Origin of the sequence: Algibacter marinivivus (genome assembly GCF_003143755.1) — a bacterium.
GTDB classification, from domain to species: Bacteria; Bacteroidota; Bacteroidia; order Flavobacteriales; family Flavobacteriaceae; genus Algibacter_B; species Algibacter_B marinivivus.
The window spans coordinates 366,807-383,529 of the sequence record NZ_QFRI01000001.1; the positions used below are offsets into that span (position 1 = coordinate 366,807).

At 31.2% G+C, this 16,723-nt stretch carries 17 protein-coding genes; 10 read left to right on the plus strand and 7 right to left on the minus strand.

The window, feature by feature from the left end; all coding sequences use genetic code 11:
* Window positions 1-18: 18 nt before the first annotated feature.
* The 9 genes from DIS18_RS01730 (at window position 19) to DIS18_RS01770 (ending at window position 8,938) form a co-directional block, all read left to right on the plus strand.
* Complete coding sequence (locus DIS18_RS01730) at window positions 19-2,394, plus strand: TonB-dependent receptor domain-containing protein (protein ID WP_181363970.1); 2,376 nt, start codon at window positions 19-21, stop codon at window positions 2,392-2,394.
* 168 nt (window positions 2,395-2,562) lie between these two features.
* The gene (locus DIS18_RS01735) at window positions 2,563-3,327 is read left to right on the plus strand and encodes a ParA family protein (protein WP_109351323.1); all 765 of its coding nucleotides are present in this window, start codon (window positions 2,563-2,565) and stop codon (window positions 3,325-3,327) included.
* Between the two features lie 2 nt (window positions 3,328-3,329).
* Entirely contained in the window at window positions 3,330-4,244 is a 915-nt protein-coding gene (locus tag DIS18_RS01740; protein ID WP_109351324.1) for a ParB/RepB/Spo0J family partition protein, read from the plus strand.
* The gene (locus DIS18_RS01745) at window positions 4,234-4,854 is read left to right on the plus strand and encodes a DUF5683 domain-containing protein (RefSeq protein WP_109352552.1); all 621 of its coding nucleotides are present in this window, start codon (window positions 4,234-4,236) and stop codon (window positions 4,852-4,854) included. The genes DIS18_RS01740 and DIS18_RS01745 overlap by 11 nt, the downstream gene beginning before the upstream one ends.
* A gap of 34 nt (window positions 4,855-4,888) precedes the next feature.
* A complete protein-coding gene (dapB, locus tag DIS18_RS01750; protein WP_109351325.1) occupies window positions 4,889-5,593 on the plus strand; it encodes a 4-hydroxy-tetrahydrodipicolinate reductase in 705 nt (234 codons plus the stop codon).
* Between the two features lie 65 nt (window positions 5,594-5,658).
* The gene (gene lepB, locus DIS18_RS01755) at window positions 5,659-7,242 is read left to right on the plus strand and encodes a signal peptidase I (protein WP_109351326.1); all 1,584 of its coding nucleotides are present in this window, start codon (window positions 5,659-5,661) and stop codon (window positions 7,240-7,242) included.
* A gap of 50 nt (window positions 7,243-7,292) precedes the next feature.
* Window positions 7,293-8,003, plus strand: coding sequence for a M15 family metallopeptidase (locus DIS18_RS01760; protein ID WP_109351327.1), 711 nt, complete (start codon window positions 7,293-7,295; stop codon window positions 8,001-8,003).
* A 3-nt stretch (window positions 8,004-8,006) separates the two neighbouring features.
* Entirely contained in the window at window positions 8,007-8,630 is a 624-nt protein-coding gene (locus DIS18_RS01765) for a WbqC family protein (RefSeq protein ID WP_109351328.1), read from the plus strand.
* Window positions 8,630-8,938, plus strand: coding sequence for a DUF6122 family protein (locus tag DIS18_RS01770; RefSeq protein ID WP_109351329.1), 309 nt, complete (start codon window positions 8,630-8,632; stop codon window positions 8,936-8,938). The genes DIS18_RS01765 and DIS18_RS01770 overlap by 1 nt, the downstream gene beginning before the upstream one ends.
* Window positions 8,939-9,006: 68 nt before the next feature.
* Here DIS18_RS01770 and DIS18_RS01775 read toward each other — a convergent pair whose 3' ends face one another.
* The 7 genes from DIS18_RS01775 to DIS18_RS01810 all read right to left on the minus strand — a co-directional run bounded on the left by DIS18_RS01775 (window position 9,007) and on the right by DIS18_RS01810 (window position 15,478).
* Window positions 9,007-10,032 carry an endonuclease/exonuclease/phosphatase family protein gene (locus DIS18_RS01775; RefSeq protein ID WP_109351330.1) on the minus strand — a complete coding sequence of 342 codons (1,026 nt, stop codon included), beginning with the start codon at window positions 10,030-10,032 and terminating at the stop codon, window positions 9,007-9,009.
* A gap of 3 nt (window positions 10,033-10,035) precedes the next feature.
* Window positions 10,036-10,905: a rhomboid family intramembrane serine protease gene (locus DIS18_RS01780; RefSeq protein ID WP_109351331.1), complete on the minus strand. Its 870-nt coding sequence runs from the start codon at window positions 10,903-10,905 to the stop codon at window positions 10,036-10,038.
* Window positions 10,905-11,654 (minus strand): rhomboid family intramembrane serine protease, encoded by a 750-nt coding sequence (locus DIS18_RS01785; RefSeq protein ID WP_109351332.1) that lies wholly within the window; start codon window positions 11,652-11,654, stop codon window positions 10,905-10,907. The genes DIS18_RS01780 and DIS18_RS01785 overlap by 1 nt, the downstream gene beginning before the upstream one ends.
* A gap of 3 nt (window positions 11,655-11,657) precedes the next feature.
* Entirely contained in the window at window positions 11,658-13,511 is a 1,854-nt protein-coding gene (mutL, locus tag DIS18_RS01790; RefSeq protein WP_109351333.1) for a DNA mismatch repair endonuclease MutL, read from the minus strand.
* Between the two features lie 3 nt (window positions 13,512-13,514).
* Complete coding sequence (locus tag DIS18_RS01795; RefSeq protein ID WP_109351334.1) at window positions 13,515-13,802, minus strand: riboflavin synthase subunit beta; 288 nt, start codon at window positions 13,800-13,802, stop codon at window positions 13,515-13,517.
* 405 nt (window positions 13,803-14,207) lie between these two features.
* On the minus strand, window positions 14,208-14,693 hold the full coding sequence (gene ribH, locus DIS18_RS01805) for a 6,7-dimethyl-8-ribityllumazine synthase (protein WP_109351336.1): 486 nt from the start codon (window positions 14,691-14,693) through the stop codon (window positions 14,208-14,210).
* A 14-nt stretch (window positions 14,694-14,707) separates the two neighbouring features.
* Complete coding sequence (locus tag DIS18_RS01810; protein ID WP_109351337.1) at window positions 14,708-15,478, minus strand: tetratricopeptide repeat protein; 771 nt, start codon at window positions 15,476-15,478, stop codon at window positions 14,708-14,710.
* Between the two features lie 139 nt (window positions 15,479-15,617).
* Here DIS18_RS01810 and recF point away from each other — a divergent pair, with 139 nt between their 5' ends.
* Window positions 15,618-16,697 carry a DNA replication/repair protein RecF gene (gene recF, locus DIS18_RS01815; RefSeq protein WP_109351338.1) on the plus strand — a complete coding sequence of 360 codons (1,080 nt, stop codon included), beginning with the start codon at window positions 15,618-15,620 and terminating at the stop codon, window positions 16,695-16,697.
* Window positions 16,698-16,723 lie beyond the last annotated feature (26 nt).

A 16,723-nucleotide genomic window follows, 5' to 3' on the forward strand; every position in this document is an offset into this window, starting at 1 on the left:
TTAAAAAATCAAAATATCATGAAGCGTTTTACCTTATTCATTCTTTTATTAATTCCTGCTTTACTAATAGCTCAAGTAAATTTAAAAGGAAAAATCACAGATAATTCTCAACCTATTGTTTGGGCCAATGTTGTATTAACGTCTTTAAATGGTAAAATTATTACCGGAGGAATTACAGACGATAACGGAAACTTTCTCCTCAAAGCTAAATCTGGAACTTACAATATAACTATTAGCTTTATTGGCTATTCTAATCTTGAAAAAGAAATAAACTTAAATGAAGATTTAGATTTAGGAACTTTAATACTGAAAGCCAACAACACACTTGACGAAGTAGTTATTACACACAAAAAGAAATTGATTGAACAAAAACCTGATCGCTTAATATTTAATGTAGAGAATAGCGTAACAGCTATTGGTGGAGATGCACTAGATGCTATGCGTATTGCACCTGGTTTAAGTGTTCAAAATAATAGTATTTCCTTGTTAGGAAGAGGAGAGTCTAGAGTGATGATTAACGGGCGTTTACTTCAACTTTCCACAGAAGATTTAATCAGTTATTTAAACGCTATTTCTGCAAGTGATATTAAAAAAATTGAAGTTATTACATCTCCTCCATCTAAATACGAAGCAGCTGGTAATGGCGGTCTTATTAATATTGTATTAAAGAAAGGAAAACTTAATTCTTGGAAAAACTCAACTGCTTTAGTAAACAACTTAAATACTTATAACTTTCTAACATTAAGAAATAGTCTTCTTTACAATAAGAACAAATTGAGCCTTTCATTAAATGTAAATGGAACAAAAGGAAATTCCAGAAACACAGAAGATTTTCAAGTTTTTTACCCAAACAGTACATGGGATATTGATATAGAAAGTAAAGACAGACTAGACAATCTTTCTGCTCAACTATTGATGGATTATGATGTGAGTGATAAAACAACTGTTGGTATTCAATATTTAGGAAATTCTAAAAGACCTGATCTTACTGATAAAAGTATTTCTAAAATTTTCAACGCATTAAATACCTTAGATTCATTACTAGTGAATAATGGTATGAATGATGCAAAAATAAATAGTCATCTAGTTAACTTACATTCCATTACAAAACTTGATACTTTAGGTAAAAGTATTTCTTTTGACTTAGATTATTTTACTTATGACTCAAATCAGAATCGTAATTTTCTAACTAACAGTTTTTTACCAAATAATGATTTCTTAGGGATTAATACTGCTGCAAATACTATTTCAGATCAAAAAATTAAAAACTATAGTATTAAAACTGATGTAGAACACCCTTTAGACTTCGCAAATTTATCTTACGGTATAAAAATCAGCACCATTGAAAACAGCAGTGATATTGTGTTTTTAAATACCATTACTGGAACGCCAGTTTTGGACACTAATATTTCAAACAGGTTTGAGTACAAAGAAAACAATCAAGCTTTGTATGTAAGTGGAACAAAAAAATTAAATGAAAAATGGGATATACAACTTGGATTAAGGTATGAAAACACAAAGACTGAAGGGTTTTCTGTTCAATTAAATGAAACAAACATTAATGAGTATTCAAAATTATTCCCATCATTCTATCTAAGTTTTAACAAAAACGATGACAACAACTTTTCATTAAGCTATGGAAAACGCATTGAAAGACCTCGATTTAGAGATTTAAATCCTTTTAGATCTGTTATTAGTAGCAATACATTTAGTGTTGGAAATCCCTTTTTGAGACCTTCTTTTATTGATAATTTTGATTTTAAGTACACCTACAAAAGTAAATTTACAACCAATGCATTTTTAAGCATCAGAAAAGATGGTTCTAGTATTATTTTTACTTCAGATATTGATACTAGCACACAAATTGCAACACGTGAAAACTTCTACGAGCATTCTAATTTTGGAATTACTCAAAGCGCATTATTTGATAATATTTCATGGTTACAGAGCCAGAATAGTATAACTGTAATGGGTTCTAAAACTAATTTTACCAAAAATATTGGAGCTAAACCTCAAAATAGTCTTATGGTAAATGTAAATTCTAGTAACAAAATTATTTTAAATGAGACAGCTAAATTACAATTGGATGCTTCTTACAACTCACCATTTAAAATGGGATTATTTAGTGTAGGAGAAACTTTGAGTGTAGATTTAGGCATGAGCAAACAATTCTTGAGTAAAAAACTACAAGTTGCAATATTAGTTAAAGATATTTTTAACAGATCGAGTTTAAACAACTTTCAATCAACCGTAAATGGTGTAAAGCAAGTTTATGCACAAAATGATAACAATCGATATATTAGACTTTCTGCCAGTTATAGCTTTGGAAATAAAAAGATTAATAATAAACGTAGAAATTTTGGAAATGAAGAAGAAATTAGAAGAACAAACTAAAAGATAATCACCATTATAATGAAGTGAAGTTTGAATTAATTATAATTAAATATGGCTTTGCAATCTATTTTGGCATTAATCACTTCTTAATCAGATGTTGTTAACAAGTTCCGCTTTTATTCCACGTAAATAATTGTATTTTTGTGGCTCATAAAACCAAATCATTTAATGGGTAAAATCATTGCAATTGCTAATCAAAAAGGCGGTGTTGGAAAAACAACAACCTCTATAAATTTAGCAGCTTCACTAGGCGTTCTAGAAAAAAAAGTGTTACTTATAGATGCTGACCCTCAGGCAAATGCAACTTCTGGAATTGGAATTGATGTAGAATCTGTAAACATTGGAACCTACCAACTTTTAGAGCATTCAAATTCTGCTAAAGAAGCTATTACAAGTACCGAAACGCCTAACCTAGATATTATTCCAGCTCATATAGATTTGGTTGCTATTGAAATAGAGCTTGTTGATAAGGAAGAACGTGAATACATGCTTAAAAAAGCATTAAATGATATTAAAAACGATTACGATTACATCATAATAGATTGCGCACCATCACTAGGTTTGTTAACCTTAAATGCCTTAACTGCTGCTGATGCTGTGATTATACCTATTCAATGTGAATATTTTGCTTTAGAAGGTTTAGGAAAACTTTTAAACACCATAAAGAGTGTTCAAAAAATCCATAATCCTGAATTAGATATTGAAGGTTTGTTATTAACAATGTATGATTCTCGATTACGATTATCTAATCAAGTTGTTGAAGAGGTTCAAAAACATTTCAACGATATGGTATTCCAAACCATCATTCAACGAAATGTAAGGCTCAGTGAAGCACCTAGTTACGGTGAAAGTATAATTAATTACGATGCTAGTAGTAAAGGTGCAAACAATTACTTAAGTTTGGCAAAAGAAGTGATTAATAAAAATGATTAATTATGGCTAAGGCAACTAAAAAACAAGCTTTAGGAAGAGGTTTATCTGCATTATTAAAAGACCCAAATAACGATATCCAATCGGTACAAGACAAAAATGCTGATAAAGTTGTTGGTAACATTATTGAATTAGATATTGATTTTATTGAAGTTAACCCTTTTCAACCACGTACAAACTTTAGTGAAGAATCTCTTAGAGAATTAGCTTCATCTATAAAAGAATTAGGTATCATTCAACCTATAACGGTTAGAAAATTAGGTTTAAATAAATATCAACTTGTTTCGGGTGAACGTCGTTTTAGAGCTTCAAAATTATTAGGCTTAGAAACTATTCCTGCTTACGTTAGAATTGCAAACGATCAAGAATCACTTGAAATGGCCTTGGTTGAAAATATTCAACGTCAAGATTTAGACCCTATTGAAATTGCCTTATCCTACCAACGGTTAATTGATGAAATTAATCTTACTCAAGAACAAATGAGCGAGCGTGTTGGTAAAAAACGTTCTACCATAGCCAATTATTTACGTTTATTAAAACTAGACCCAATTATTCAAACTGGGATGCGAGATGGCTTTATTTCTATGGGCCATGGACGTGCATTAATCAGTATTGATGATCAATCAAATCAATTAGACATATACGAAAGTATACTTTCTAACAAACTTTCAGTAAGAGAAACCGAGACACTTGTTCGCGATTTCAATACAACTGGAAATACTGAAACCACTTCAAAAAAATCAGACGATAACGAGATGCCAAAATTTGTTAAAAAAGGCATAACCGCATTTTCTGAATACTTTGGACATAAAATTGACGTTAAAGTCTCTAAAAATGGGAAAGGAAAAATTACAATTCCTTTTCATTCAGAAGAAGATTTTAATCGCATTAAAAAATTAGTTCAAGGTGATTCCAAATAAAACCCTATTAGTAGGAATACTAGCTTGTTTACTTTGTTTCTCTTCTTTCGCTCAAAAAAAGAAAAAGAAGAAACAAAAAGAAGAACTTCCAAAAGAAGTTGTTATCGATTCTATTATAGAACCCAGTAAACCAATAAATCCACTCTCGCCTGCTAAAGCTGCCTTTTATTCAGCAATATTACCAGGTTTAGGACAAGCTTATAATAAAAAGTATTGGAAAATTCCTATTGTATATGGCGCCATAGGAACTGGTGTTTATTTTTATATAAATAATAATAAAGAATACAACCGCTATAGAGATGCCTATAAAAGTAGACTCGCTGGTTTTACAAATGATGAATTTTATTTAGATTCTCAAGGTAATCAATTAACAACACCAAGAGTAACAACCGAAAAGCTTGAAGATGCTCAAAAATTCTATAGACGTAATAAAGAAATATCACTTTTAGTGACGCTTGGTATGTATGCATTAAATATTATTGATGCTAATGTAGATGCACATTTACTACAGTATAATGTGGATGAAAACCTATCTTTAGCACCGCATTATAAATTAAATGAATTTGATTCTTCGGGTAATCTAGGATTAACTTTAAACTTTAAATTTTAAGCTCGAGAAGAGCATTAAACATATTACAAATACTATGAAAATAGCTTTACTTGGATACGGAAAAATGGGAAAAACCATTGAGCAGATTGCCATTAAACGTGGGCATAATGTTGTATTGACTATTGATAAAGATGATAACGATTATGATATTACAAAAGCTGACGTTGCTATAGATTTTAGCATACCAACTGTGGCATTTAATAATATTTCAAACTGTATTAACAATAATGTTCCTGTCATTTCTGGAACTACAGGATGGCTGGATAAATATGATGATGCCGTAACTTTATGTAAAGAAAAGAAAGGTGCTTTTATTTATGCTTCCAACTACAGTTTGGGTGTAAACATCTTTTTTGAATTAAATAAAACACTCGCAAAAATGATGAGTGCATTAAAACAGTATAATGTTTCTATGGAAGAAATTCATCATACTCAAAAACTTGATGCACCAAGTGGTACAGCTATTTCTTTGGCAAATGGTGTTATTGAACAACATGAGGGTTACAATAATTGGAAACTTGACGAAAAAGCTGAAAATACAATACCAATTACAGCAAAACGAATTGAAGATGTACCTGGAACACATACGGTAACTTACGAAAGTGAAGTAGACACTATAAGCATAGAACACATAGCACACACCAGACAAGGTTTTGCTTTAGGTGCTGTTGTTGCTGCAGAATGGATTGCGGGAAAAACTGGTGTATTTACTATGAATGATGTGTTAAATATTGGTTAATATTAGATTTTAGCGTAACATTGAAACGCTAATGACTACTTATAAAAAATTAAAATTTTGAGATTATGACTTGGACGCAATGGTTAATATTCTTTTTAATAATTCAATTAATTCATGGTTTAGGCACATGGAAATTATACATTAAAGCAGGCAGACAAGCTTGGGAAGCCTTTATACCAGTTTATAATGGCATTGTTTTAATGAAAATTATAAACCGTCCTTGGTGGTGGATTATTTTATTATTTCTACCTATTGTTAATCTTATTATGTTTCCAGTGGTTTGGGTTGAAACTGCAAGAAGTTTTGGGAAAAATTCTACTTTAGATACAGTTTTAGCTGTTGTCTCTTTAGGGTTTTATAACTATTATCTAAATTATGTTACAGATGTAAATTATGTTGAAAACAGAAGTTTACTTCCTAATACCTCTGGTGGAGATTGGTTAAGTTCTATTTTGTTTGCCATAGTAGCAGCTACTATAGTACACACCTATTTTATGCAACCGTTTACCATTCCTTCTTCATCACTTGAAAAATCATTACTTGTTGGAGATTTCCTGTTTGTAAGCAAGTTTCACTATGGAGCAAGAGTACCTATGACTACTGTTGGAGCTCCTATGGTTCATGATACTATTCCTGGATTAAACAAAAAATCATATTTATTTAATGATCATTTTGAAGAACGTAAAACATCTTGGAAAAATAAATTACAACTTCCTTATTTAAGACTTCCTGGTTTTGAAAAAATTGACAGAAACGAGATTGTTGTTTTTAATCAACCAGCGGATACCTTAAGGAATATGGATGTTTTTACCCCTGATAGAAATTATTACAAGCCTATAGACAAAAAAACCAACTTAGTAAAACGTTGTGTTGGTGTTGCAGGAGATTCTCTTGAGGTAAGAAACGGTTATGTTTATATAAACGGAAAGAAAAACGAATTACCAGATAGAGCACATTTACAGTTTTCTTACAGAATAGACACAAAAACTGGTCCATTTAACCAACAACAACTTTCCAAAAGATATGATATTACTGATAGACCTCAATATAATCAAAACGCATCAGTAAGTTACTTTCCCGCTATTTCTAACAAAGCTTTAGCAAGGTTTAAAAACCATCCTAATGTTTCTAAAGTTACACCCTTAAAGAATGTAAAAGGAGAAAGAGACCCTTCAGTTTTTCCTCATAATCCAGATTACAAATGGAATACTGATTTCTTTGGACCAATATACATTCCTGAAGAAGGAAAAACCATTGATATTAATTTGGAAGTTTTACCATTATACAAGCGCGTCATCACTGAATACGAAGGCAACACTTTACAAGTAAAAGGCAATCAAATTTTAATTAATGGAGAAGTTGCTAACACCTACACATTCAAACAAAATTACTATTGGATGATGGGTGACAATAGACACAACTCAATTGATGCAAGACGCTGGGGCTTTGTTCCTTTTAACCATGTTATTGGAAAACCTGTATTTATTTGGATGAGTTGGGATGGTATTAAAAACCCTCGCCTTGAACGTTTCTTTACAACCGTTAGTGGCAAAGGAAAGGCAACCTCTTTCTTTATACCTTTTTTAGTTTTATTATTCGGTTGGATTGGATTCAACAAATGGAAAAAACGTAAAAAAGAGAGCAAATAAGCTTTATTGTACTTTTGCTTAAACTTCACTTTAAAGAGTAAGCATATTATATGAAGATTAAAGGCTTCTTATTTATCATTTTTATTACTTGCTATTCTAATGGTCAGAGTAAGCCTGAACTAACCAAAGATTTTATTCTTGGGAAATTTGACTATCAAATGCATCAGTTATTTGTAGAGGTCAATTCCATTCATGCTTCAAAATCTTTGTTTTTAAATAAAGAAGTATACCTTGCTTTTGTAAATATGTATAATCAAGCTGCAGCTGATGGTATTTCTCTAAAGATTATTTCTGGCACTAGAAGTTTCGATGAACAAAAATACATTTGGGAACGCAAATGGAAAAAGTATGAACACCTAACTCCTATTAAAAGAGCAAAAAAAATATTAGAATACAGTTCCATGCCATCGTCTTCAAGACATCATTGGGGAACAGATTTAGATCTAAATAGTTTAAGAAACTCTTATTTTGAAAGTGGTCAAGGTAAAAAGGAATACGACTGGCTATCTGAAAATGCAAATAAGTTTGGCTTCTATCAAGTGTACACCAATAAAAAAAACGGAAGAACCGGGTATCATTTAGAACGTTGGCATTGGTCTTATTTACCATTAGCTAGTAAATACCTTAACTTTTACAATAAAAACATTAGCTACTCAGATATAAAAGGTTTTAGTGGTTTTGAGCTTGCAGAAGAATTAAAAATTATCACCAATTTTGTTAATGGCATTTCAAACCAAAGTAAAGAAGCTATTCAAAACTAACTCATGAAGATTGTTATCCATCCTACATACTTTCCAAATATTGCTCACTTTATAGCTCTGGCAAAAGCTGATGAAGTGGTTTTTGAAATGGATGATAATTTTTTAAAACAAACCTACCGAAATCGCACTTATATTTATGGTGCCAATGGTAAATTAGGTTTAAATATACCCGTAATACATTCACAGAAAAATCGTCAGAAATATAGAGACGTTAAAATTTTTAATCAAGATAACTGGCAAAGTCTTCATTGGAAATCATTGCTTTCTGCTTATAGAACATCGCCTTTTTTTGAGTATTACGAAGATGAGATTCAACATTTATTTATTGATAAAGCAGACTTTCTTTTAGATTTTAATTTAAAATGCTTTGAGGTTATTTGCGATTGTCTTCAATTAGAAATTAATGCTTCAAAAACAGAATCTTATCAAAGAGATTTTAACGATAAAACCGATTTTAGGCATTTGGTAAATGCTAAAAAGGAAACACCTAATCAATTAGAATCCTATACACAGGTCTTTACAAATAAACACGGGTTTATTCCTAATTTAAGTATTTTAGATTTACTCTTTAACGAAGGCCCTAATGCACTTAACTATTTAGAATCTCAAACTATAATATCTCAGTAATGCTTCAACCTTTAATACATTATGGCTGTCATTTTTTATTACCACTTGTGGTTGCTTTATTGTTTTTTAAATCGAATTGGAAGTATGCCTACCTTGTAATGATAGCTGGTATACTGATTGATTTAGATCATTTATTAGCAACACCTATTTTCGATTCTAATAGATGTAGTATTGGTTTTCATCCTTTACACTCATCTTTTGCTATTTTGTTTTATTTCTTTTTATGCTTTCCAAAGAAATCCCGATTAGTTGGATTAGGATTAATGATTCATATCATTTCTGATGCAATAGATTGCTCTTTGATGTGATGATTAATCTAGAATAAGGAGGTAAAGCACAAAATTTAAACAATCAACTTAAAAACTGAGACTGATAACTATTTTTCTAAACTTAATGTAGTCATAATAGGGTAATGATCTGAGTAATGCGCATTATAGGTTTTAAAACCATTAACATTAAAATCTTTATCAGAAAAGATAAAATCAATCCTAACAGGAAAGAATTTAAAATCGTAGGTACGTCCGAAACCATTACCAGCTTCTTTAAAAGTATCGTTTAAATCGCCTTTAATATTTCTATAAACATAAGAGAATGCTGTGTTATTAAAATCGCCACAAATCACCATTTTATATTTACATTGCTTTTTGTGCATTAAAAACAATTCCGTTTGAAATTGTTGCATTTTAAAAGTTTTACCTATACGCTTAAAAAGACGTTCGGAATCTTCCGTTTTTAAGTTTTCAACCTTAGTATCTATACGCATGGATTCTAAATGAATATTATAAAACCTAATAGTATCTCCTCCCTTAACCACATCAGCATAAATAGCATTATTTGCGGTATCAGGAAACTCAACAGATCCAGAATTTACAATAGGAAATTGAGAAAAAATAGCTTGCCCATATTTAGTTTTTTTTCCAGACAATTTTTCAAATTTATATTTAAAAAAAGATAAGTCGATATTTTTATGTGGATGATATTCTTGTAGACTTAAAACATCTGGAGATTCCGCTTTTATAAAATTGATAACCTTAGTCTCAATACCTTTTTCAGGAATCCATTCATAAAGATTAAACAGTCTTACATTATAATTCATCACTTTAAAATTATTGGGAGCTTCAACTTGTGTGGAAGATGTAAACTTGTATAATGAACCAAATGAAAAATAACCAATTAACAGAACCGTAAGAGATAAAATAAGTTGCTTTTTAAGTTTTATTAGCCAGTATAAGAAGAAAAGTACATTAATAAGAATAAGTAATGCTACACCTAAACTTAAAACTGATAAAATCGAAAATGTTTTTGGAGGCAAAAAAGGAAGAATAAAAGAGAGTAATAAAAGAACAGCTAATATTCTATTGACTAACCACAACAATTTATCAAAGAATTTTAGTTTTTTCATATGCTATTTTCCAGCTTTAAATAAGAATTCTTTTTCTTCTGATGTTAAGCTATCGTAACCACTTTTGCTAATTTTATCAAGAATAACATCTATCTTCTTCTGATTATTAAACTCATTAAAATCGGCTTTAGTATAGCCACCTACTTTACTTTTATTTTTATGTACTGTTTTTAAAGGTCCTTTTTTTGATACCTTAAATAGGTTAACAACCCCATCCATAAGTTTTTCAAAACCTTTTCCAATATCATTTCCTTTAATTAACTGTTTAGCATAAAAATACCCTAAAAGCGCGCCTCCTAAATGTGCTAAGTAACCTCCAGCGTTTCCGGTTTCAAGATTATTAATCCCAGAAAAAACACCCATAACATCTAAAACTACAATAGCAGCACCTACATACCACAATTTTAAATTAAATGTAAAAAAACGAATCTCTTGATTTGGCATATAAGCACATAAGAAAATTAACAACGCTCTTACAGCAGCTGAGGCTCCTAATAACCTAGAACTACCTCCAAATGTACTAGGAAACAAAGTATAGCATAACATAAATAACAAACCACCGCAAATAGCTCCAAGAAAATAAACATTTAATGCCATTTTAGGGCTGAAAAGATTTATAAACATACGCCCTAAAAAATACAGCCAAAGCATATTAAACAGGATATGCAAAGTGTCATAATGCAAAAAAGCATAAGTAATAATGCTCCAAGGTTTTGTAATAAATTTTGAAAAAGCACTTGGTAACTCAAACCAAATTAGATAAGGTTTCAAAATGAAGGCCAAAAGAAAAATAACCAAATTAATAGCTATTATTTTTTCAAGCACATTAAGATTGGAGAGTTTTTCTTTGATATCTTGATTGAGTGTTGTCATTAATCCCAGCGGTTTCTATTAAACTGTGTTTTCTTCCAATACCACATAATTAAAAAACCCGTTACTGCACCACCAACGTGAGCCATATATGCTGTATTACTTGGACTAAAGAATGATTGTCCTGTTATACCAGAGATTAAATCTAAAATGATAATTCCTGGAATAAAATATTTCGCTTTAACAGGAATTGGTAAAAATATCATCATCAATTTAGCTTCAGGATTCATCATACCAAAAGCAGCCATAATTCCCATAATACAACCAGATGCTCCTACCATAGAAGCATTATATGCAGGAAAAATATCTTTTAGTAAAGCTACTTGCGACTGTGTTACACCAGCATTAACCTCATTTGTAGTCAGCATTTGTTTTATACTATCTGAAGACAATCCTGACTCTATTAATGTATTATAATCAGGAAGGTATTGAAAATAATAAAAACCAACTTGAAGTAAGACGGCTCCTAAACCAGCAGATATATATATAAATAAAAAGCGTTTAGAGCCTAATACTTGCTCCACAGGTGAGCCAAACATCCAAAGTGCAAACATATTAAAGAAAATATGCATTGCTCCACCATGCATAAACATGTGTGTAATAATTTGCCATGGTTTAAATGCATCATTTTGAGGGAAATACATTGCAAACCATTCATAAAATGAATTACCATTCCCAATGTATAATGTACCAACAAACATAATCACATTAATGATTATTAAATGTTTAACGGTATCTGAAATTCGCATCATATTCTAAATAAATTTTTTATCTAATTCATCAACACTCATAGTTACAAATGTTGTTCTGTTAGTAGGAGAAACATTAGGTTCTTTACAAGCAAATAGTTTATTTACCAAATGTTCTTGTTCATCTTTTTGTAACGACTGCCCTGTTTTTATAGCTAAACTTTTAGCCATAGATTTTGCTAATAAGTCTGATGCACTAAAATGACTGTCTGGAACCTCGTTTTCAACATCACTGATTAATTGTTCTAAAATAATAGACACTTCACTTTCTGGAACTCCCACAGGCACTCCTGTTATATCAACCGATTCTTCATTTACACTAGAAAACACAAAACCTGTATGTTCCAAATCATCTTTTAATTGATTAATTATCGCAATGTCTTGCGGTGAAAAGTGAAGTTGTAATGGAAACAATAGTTGCTGACTTGCCGCTTCTTTTATCGTTAAGTTTTTAAGAAAATCTTCATACAACACACGCTGGTGCGCCCGATGTTGATCAATTACCAACATACCCGATTTTATAGTACTTACAATGTATTTATTATGGAGTTGGTAGGTTGTATTTTTTTGTTCAACCTGATTATCTTCTTCAAAAATAGACGCTGTACTTTCTTCACTTTCAAATTGAACCTCAGTGAAATCTTGTTTTGAGTTATTTCCTTTTGACTCTAAACCAACATATAAACCATCCCAACTTGAAGCAGGTTCTTTTTTATAGGCTACAGCTCTTGCTTTTGAAGCCGCTTCTTCTTTAAATGGATTAAAGCTTCTATCAACCTCAACCTTAGGTACGCTAGCATCTTCAGTAGTTTTAAAACTGTAAGGTGTATCTAAATTAGGGTCGCGCTCAAAATCCAAAACTGGTGCTATATTAAACTGTCCAAGGCTATGTTTTACAGCAGAGCGTAACAAGGCATATAATGTATGCTCATCATCAAACTTAATTTCAGTTTTTGTTGGATGAATATTAATATCGATAGTTTGCGGGTCTACAGTTAGGTTTAAAAAATAACTCGCATGTGTGCCATTTTTTAATAAGCCTTCAAATGCAGAAGCAATAGCATGGTTTAAATATGCACTTTTTATAAAGCGATTATTTACAAAAAAATACTGTTCACCTCGAGTCTTTTTTGCAAATTCTGGTTTACCTACAAATCCTGAAATTTTAAGCACTTCTGTATCTTCTTCAACTGGCACTAATTTTTCGTTTGTTTTAGTACCGAAGATGTTAACTATACGCTGACGGTAATTGCTAACTGGTAAATTAAAACTTTCGCTTCCGTTGTTATACAAAGCAAAACTAATGCTTGGATGCGCTAAAGCAACACGATGAAATTCATCTATAACATGGCGCAACTCTACTGTATCAGATTTTAAAAAATTACGTCTTGCAGGAATATTAAAAAACAGGTTTTTTACAGAAACAGACGTTCCTGTTGGTGTCACTACAACTTCTTGAGACACTACATTACTCCCTTCAATTACCAAACAACTTCCAACATCGTCAGCTTCTTGTTTGGTTTTTAATTCTACATGCGCAATGGCAGCTATACTCGCTAAAGCTTCGCCTCTAAAACCTTTGGTGTGGAGTTGAAATAAATCTTCGGCATTTCTAATCTTTGATGTGGCATGACGCTCAAAACTTAACCTAGCATCTGTATTACTCATGCCTTTACCATTGTCAATGACCTGAACAAGCGTTTTACCCGCATCTTTAACAATGAGTTTTATACTATCAGCTCCAGCATCAATAGCGTTTTCTAGAAGCTCTTTAACTACAGAAGCAGGACGTTGTACAACTTCTCCAGCTGCAATTTGGTTTGCAACATGATCGGGTAAAAGCTGTATAATATCTGCCATATATTATTTTGGTAAAAATATAGATAAATCGAAATCGATGATAAATAAAAATATTAAAAGAAGCACTGCAACAATAACTAAAATGCGTTTATTTACTTCTCTATTAGGGTTATTTTTTAAGTCGTCTAAAGCATCATTAAACTTCCCTTTTATTCCTTTATTGGCTCCAACAGTTTTTCTGTATTCATCAAACTTGTGTTTAATTTCAAACGGATTGCCTTCACCTTTATCATCGTAATAACGAGGTGTATAATTAAATTTTTTGTTTTTGCGCAGTTTTAAAAGTCCCATAGTTTCTAGATTTTAATGATTATTACATGTATTTCTTTTCTAATAGATACATGCAAATCAATAATAATACCAAAATAAATATCAAAACTGAGGTTTTCACTGGGAAACCAACTCGATTTCTAGGTTTAGATGCCCTCCATTTTGAAATAAAATCTTTAGTATCTGATTTCTTATCTAAACTAGAATCTGTTTGACTTTCTTTTGAAAATCTAGGTTGATAATTAAAAGTTCTATGTTTGCGTTGTTTAAACAAAATCTAGTATTGCTCGTCTTTCCAAAAATACTTAAAACTATGCAGAAATAGGTGATTTAAGTGCCAAAAAATGTTAATAAAATTGACAAAATAATGAAGAGCGATGACCGAAGTATTAAAGCAAACGAGATAATTAAAATTGAGACTATAAACTAGCTATTCTCTCTAAGCTCAGCCATTTTAATAGCTGCAATAGCAGCTTCTGTACCTTTATTTCCGTGTTTGCCACCAGAACGCTCTATGCTTTGTTGCATGTTATTATCTGTAAGCACACAGAAAATTACTGGGGTTTCTCGTGTAACATTTAAGTCTTTAATCCCTTGAGTAACACCTTCGCAAACAAAATCAAAATGCTTTGTTTCACCTTGTATAACGCTACCTATGGCAATAACCGCATTTACCATTTGCTCTTGCATTTTTTTACAACCGTAGATTAACTCAAAACTACCTGGAACATCCCAACGGACAATATTATTTGGCAACACACCATTATCTATAAGTGCATCATAAGCTCCTTTATACAAGCCTTCAGTAATATTATCATTCCATTCAGAAACAACAATCCCAAACCGAAATTTACTCGCGTTTGGGATTGATGCTTTATCGTAATCTGATAAATTTTTGTTTGCCGTAGCCATATATGTCGTAGCTATTATTTGTTTGCTAACACTTGTGCTTTTCCTATAAATACATCCACTTTACCAGCTTCAGTAGAGTTAGCGTAATCGTCTTTTATTCTTTTAAAGTAAGCTAATGCTTTATCTGCTTTTCCTAAATCTAAAGCAATTGCTCCAGCTTTAAATAAGTACATAGGTGTTGTGTACTCGTTATCACGCATTTCAGCAGCTTGCTCATAAGCATTTAAAGCATCTTCTGGTTGGTTTCCTTGCACGTATGCATCACCAATATTTCCTTTAGCTAAAGGTGCTAATATTTCGTCATCACTTTTAAAGCTGCTTAAGTATTCAATAGCTTCGTTATACTTTTTCAGTCTTAAGTAAGCTGTACCAGCATAATAGTTTGCTAAATTAGCTGAAGGAGTTCCGCTATACTCTTCTATAATATCAAGCATTCCAAATTTACCTTCACCGCCATTAAGTGCTAAATTATAAAGTGAATCTTTTGCTGTACCTGTAACCGCTTCATCAAAATATTTTTGAGCTTGAAACATATCATTCATAGCTGCTTCTTGTTTTGGTTTAGCTATATATTCTTTATATGCTAAAGACCCTAAAACTATTGCTGCTACAAGACCTATGATTACAAAAATGTATTTCTGATTTTTTGCTACAAAGTCTTCTGTTTTAGAAGCTGTTTCATCAAGTGTATTAAAAACCTCTGCTGTTGTAGACCCGTCTTCTATATCCTGTTGCTTTTCTACTTGAGTTTTTGGTTTATATCCTCTTTTCTTATAAGTTGCCATTGTATGCTTTCTAAAATTATTGTCGCGCAAAAATATAATTTTTCTTCATAACTAAAAGGGTATTTATTTGATATTTTTCGATAATTTGCACTTCTTTTTAAGAGTTTAAGCTTAAAACGTACATAAAGTTGCATTTTGCATGATTTTAAAATCACTTTCCTTACTTAATTATAAAAATTTCGATAGTAAATCGTTCATTTTCAATGATAAGATAAATTGTATTGTTGGAAATAATGGTATTGGAAAAACTAATGTACTAGACGCTATTTACCATTTATCATTTGGAAAAAGTTATTTTAACCCTGTTGCCACCCAAAACATTAAGCACGAAGAGGACTTTTTTGTGATTAATGGTGATTATGATAAGGATGAAAAAACAGAGAAAGTGGCTATTAGTTTAAAACGTGGGCAGAAAAAAGTAATTAAACGCAATGGTAAAGCTTATGAAAAATTTAGTGAGCATATTGGGTTTTTACCTTTAGTTATTATATCGCCTGCAGATAGAGATTTGATTATTGAAGGCAGTAACACACGCCGGAAATTTATTGATAGTGTGATTTCTCAGAGTGATAAAAGTTACCTGAACCACTTAATTAATTACAATAAAGTATTAGCACAACGTAATGCTTTATTGAAATATTTTGCGCTGAACCATACGTTTAACAACGATACTCTGGAAGTTTACAATGATCAACTTACAGAGTATGGCACCCAAATATTTGAAAAACGGGATGCTTTTTTAAAGGAATTTATTCCCATATTTAAATTACGCTATGAGGCTATTAGCAATGGTAATGAATCTGTTGATTTGGTTTATAGCAGTCATTTGTTTGAGGACGATTTAAATACACTTTTAAAAGCATCAGTAAATAAAGATAAAGCGTTACAATATACTAGTATTGGTATACACAAGGATGATTTACACTTTAATATAGAAGGACATCCGATTAAAAAATTTGGAAGCCAAGGACAACAGAAATCGTTTTTAATTGCCTTAAAATTGGCTCAGTTTGATTTTATAAAAGCACAAAGCGGTGTAAACCCAATTCTGCTCTTAGACGATATTTTTGATAAATTAGATGAACAACGTGTGGCACAAATAATTAAATTGGTTGATGATGAAAATTTTGGGCAATTGTTTATTAGTGATACACATGCTGAACGGACAGAACATGCTGTAAAACAAGTGCATCAAAGCTATGAGGTTTTTAGGTTGTAATTGAATATTTAATAATTATGGTAGAA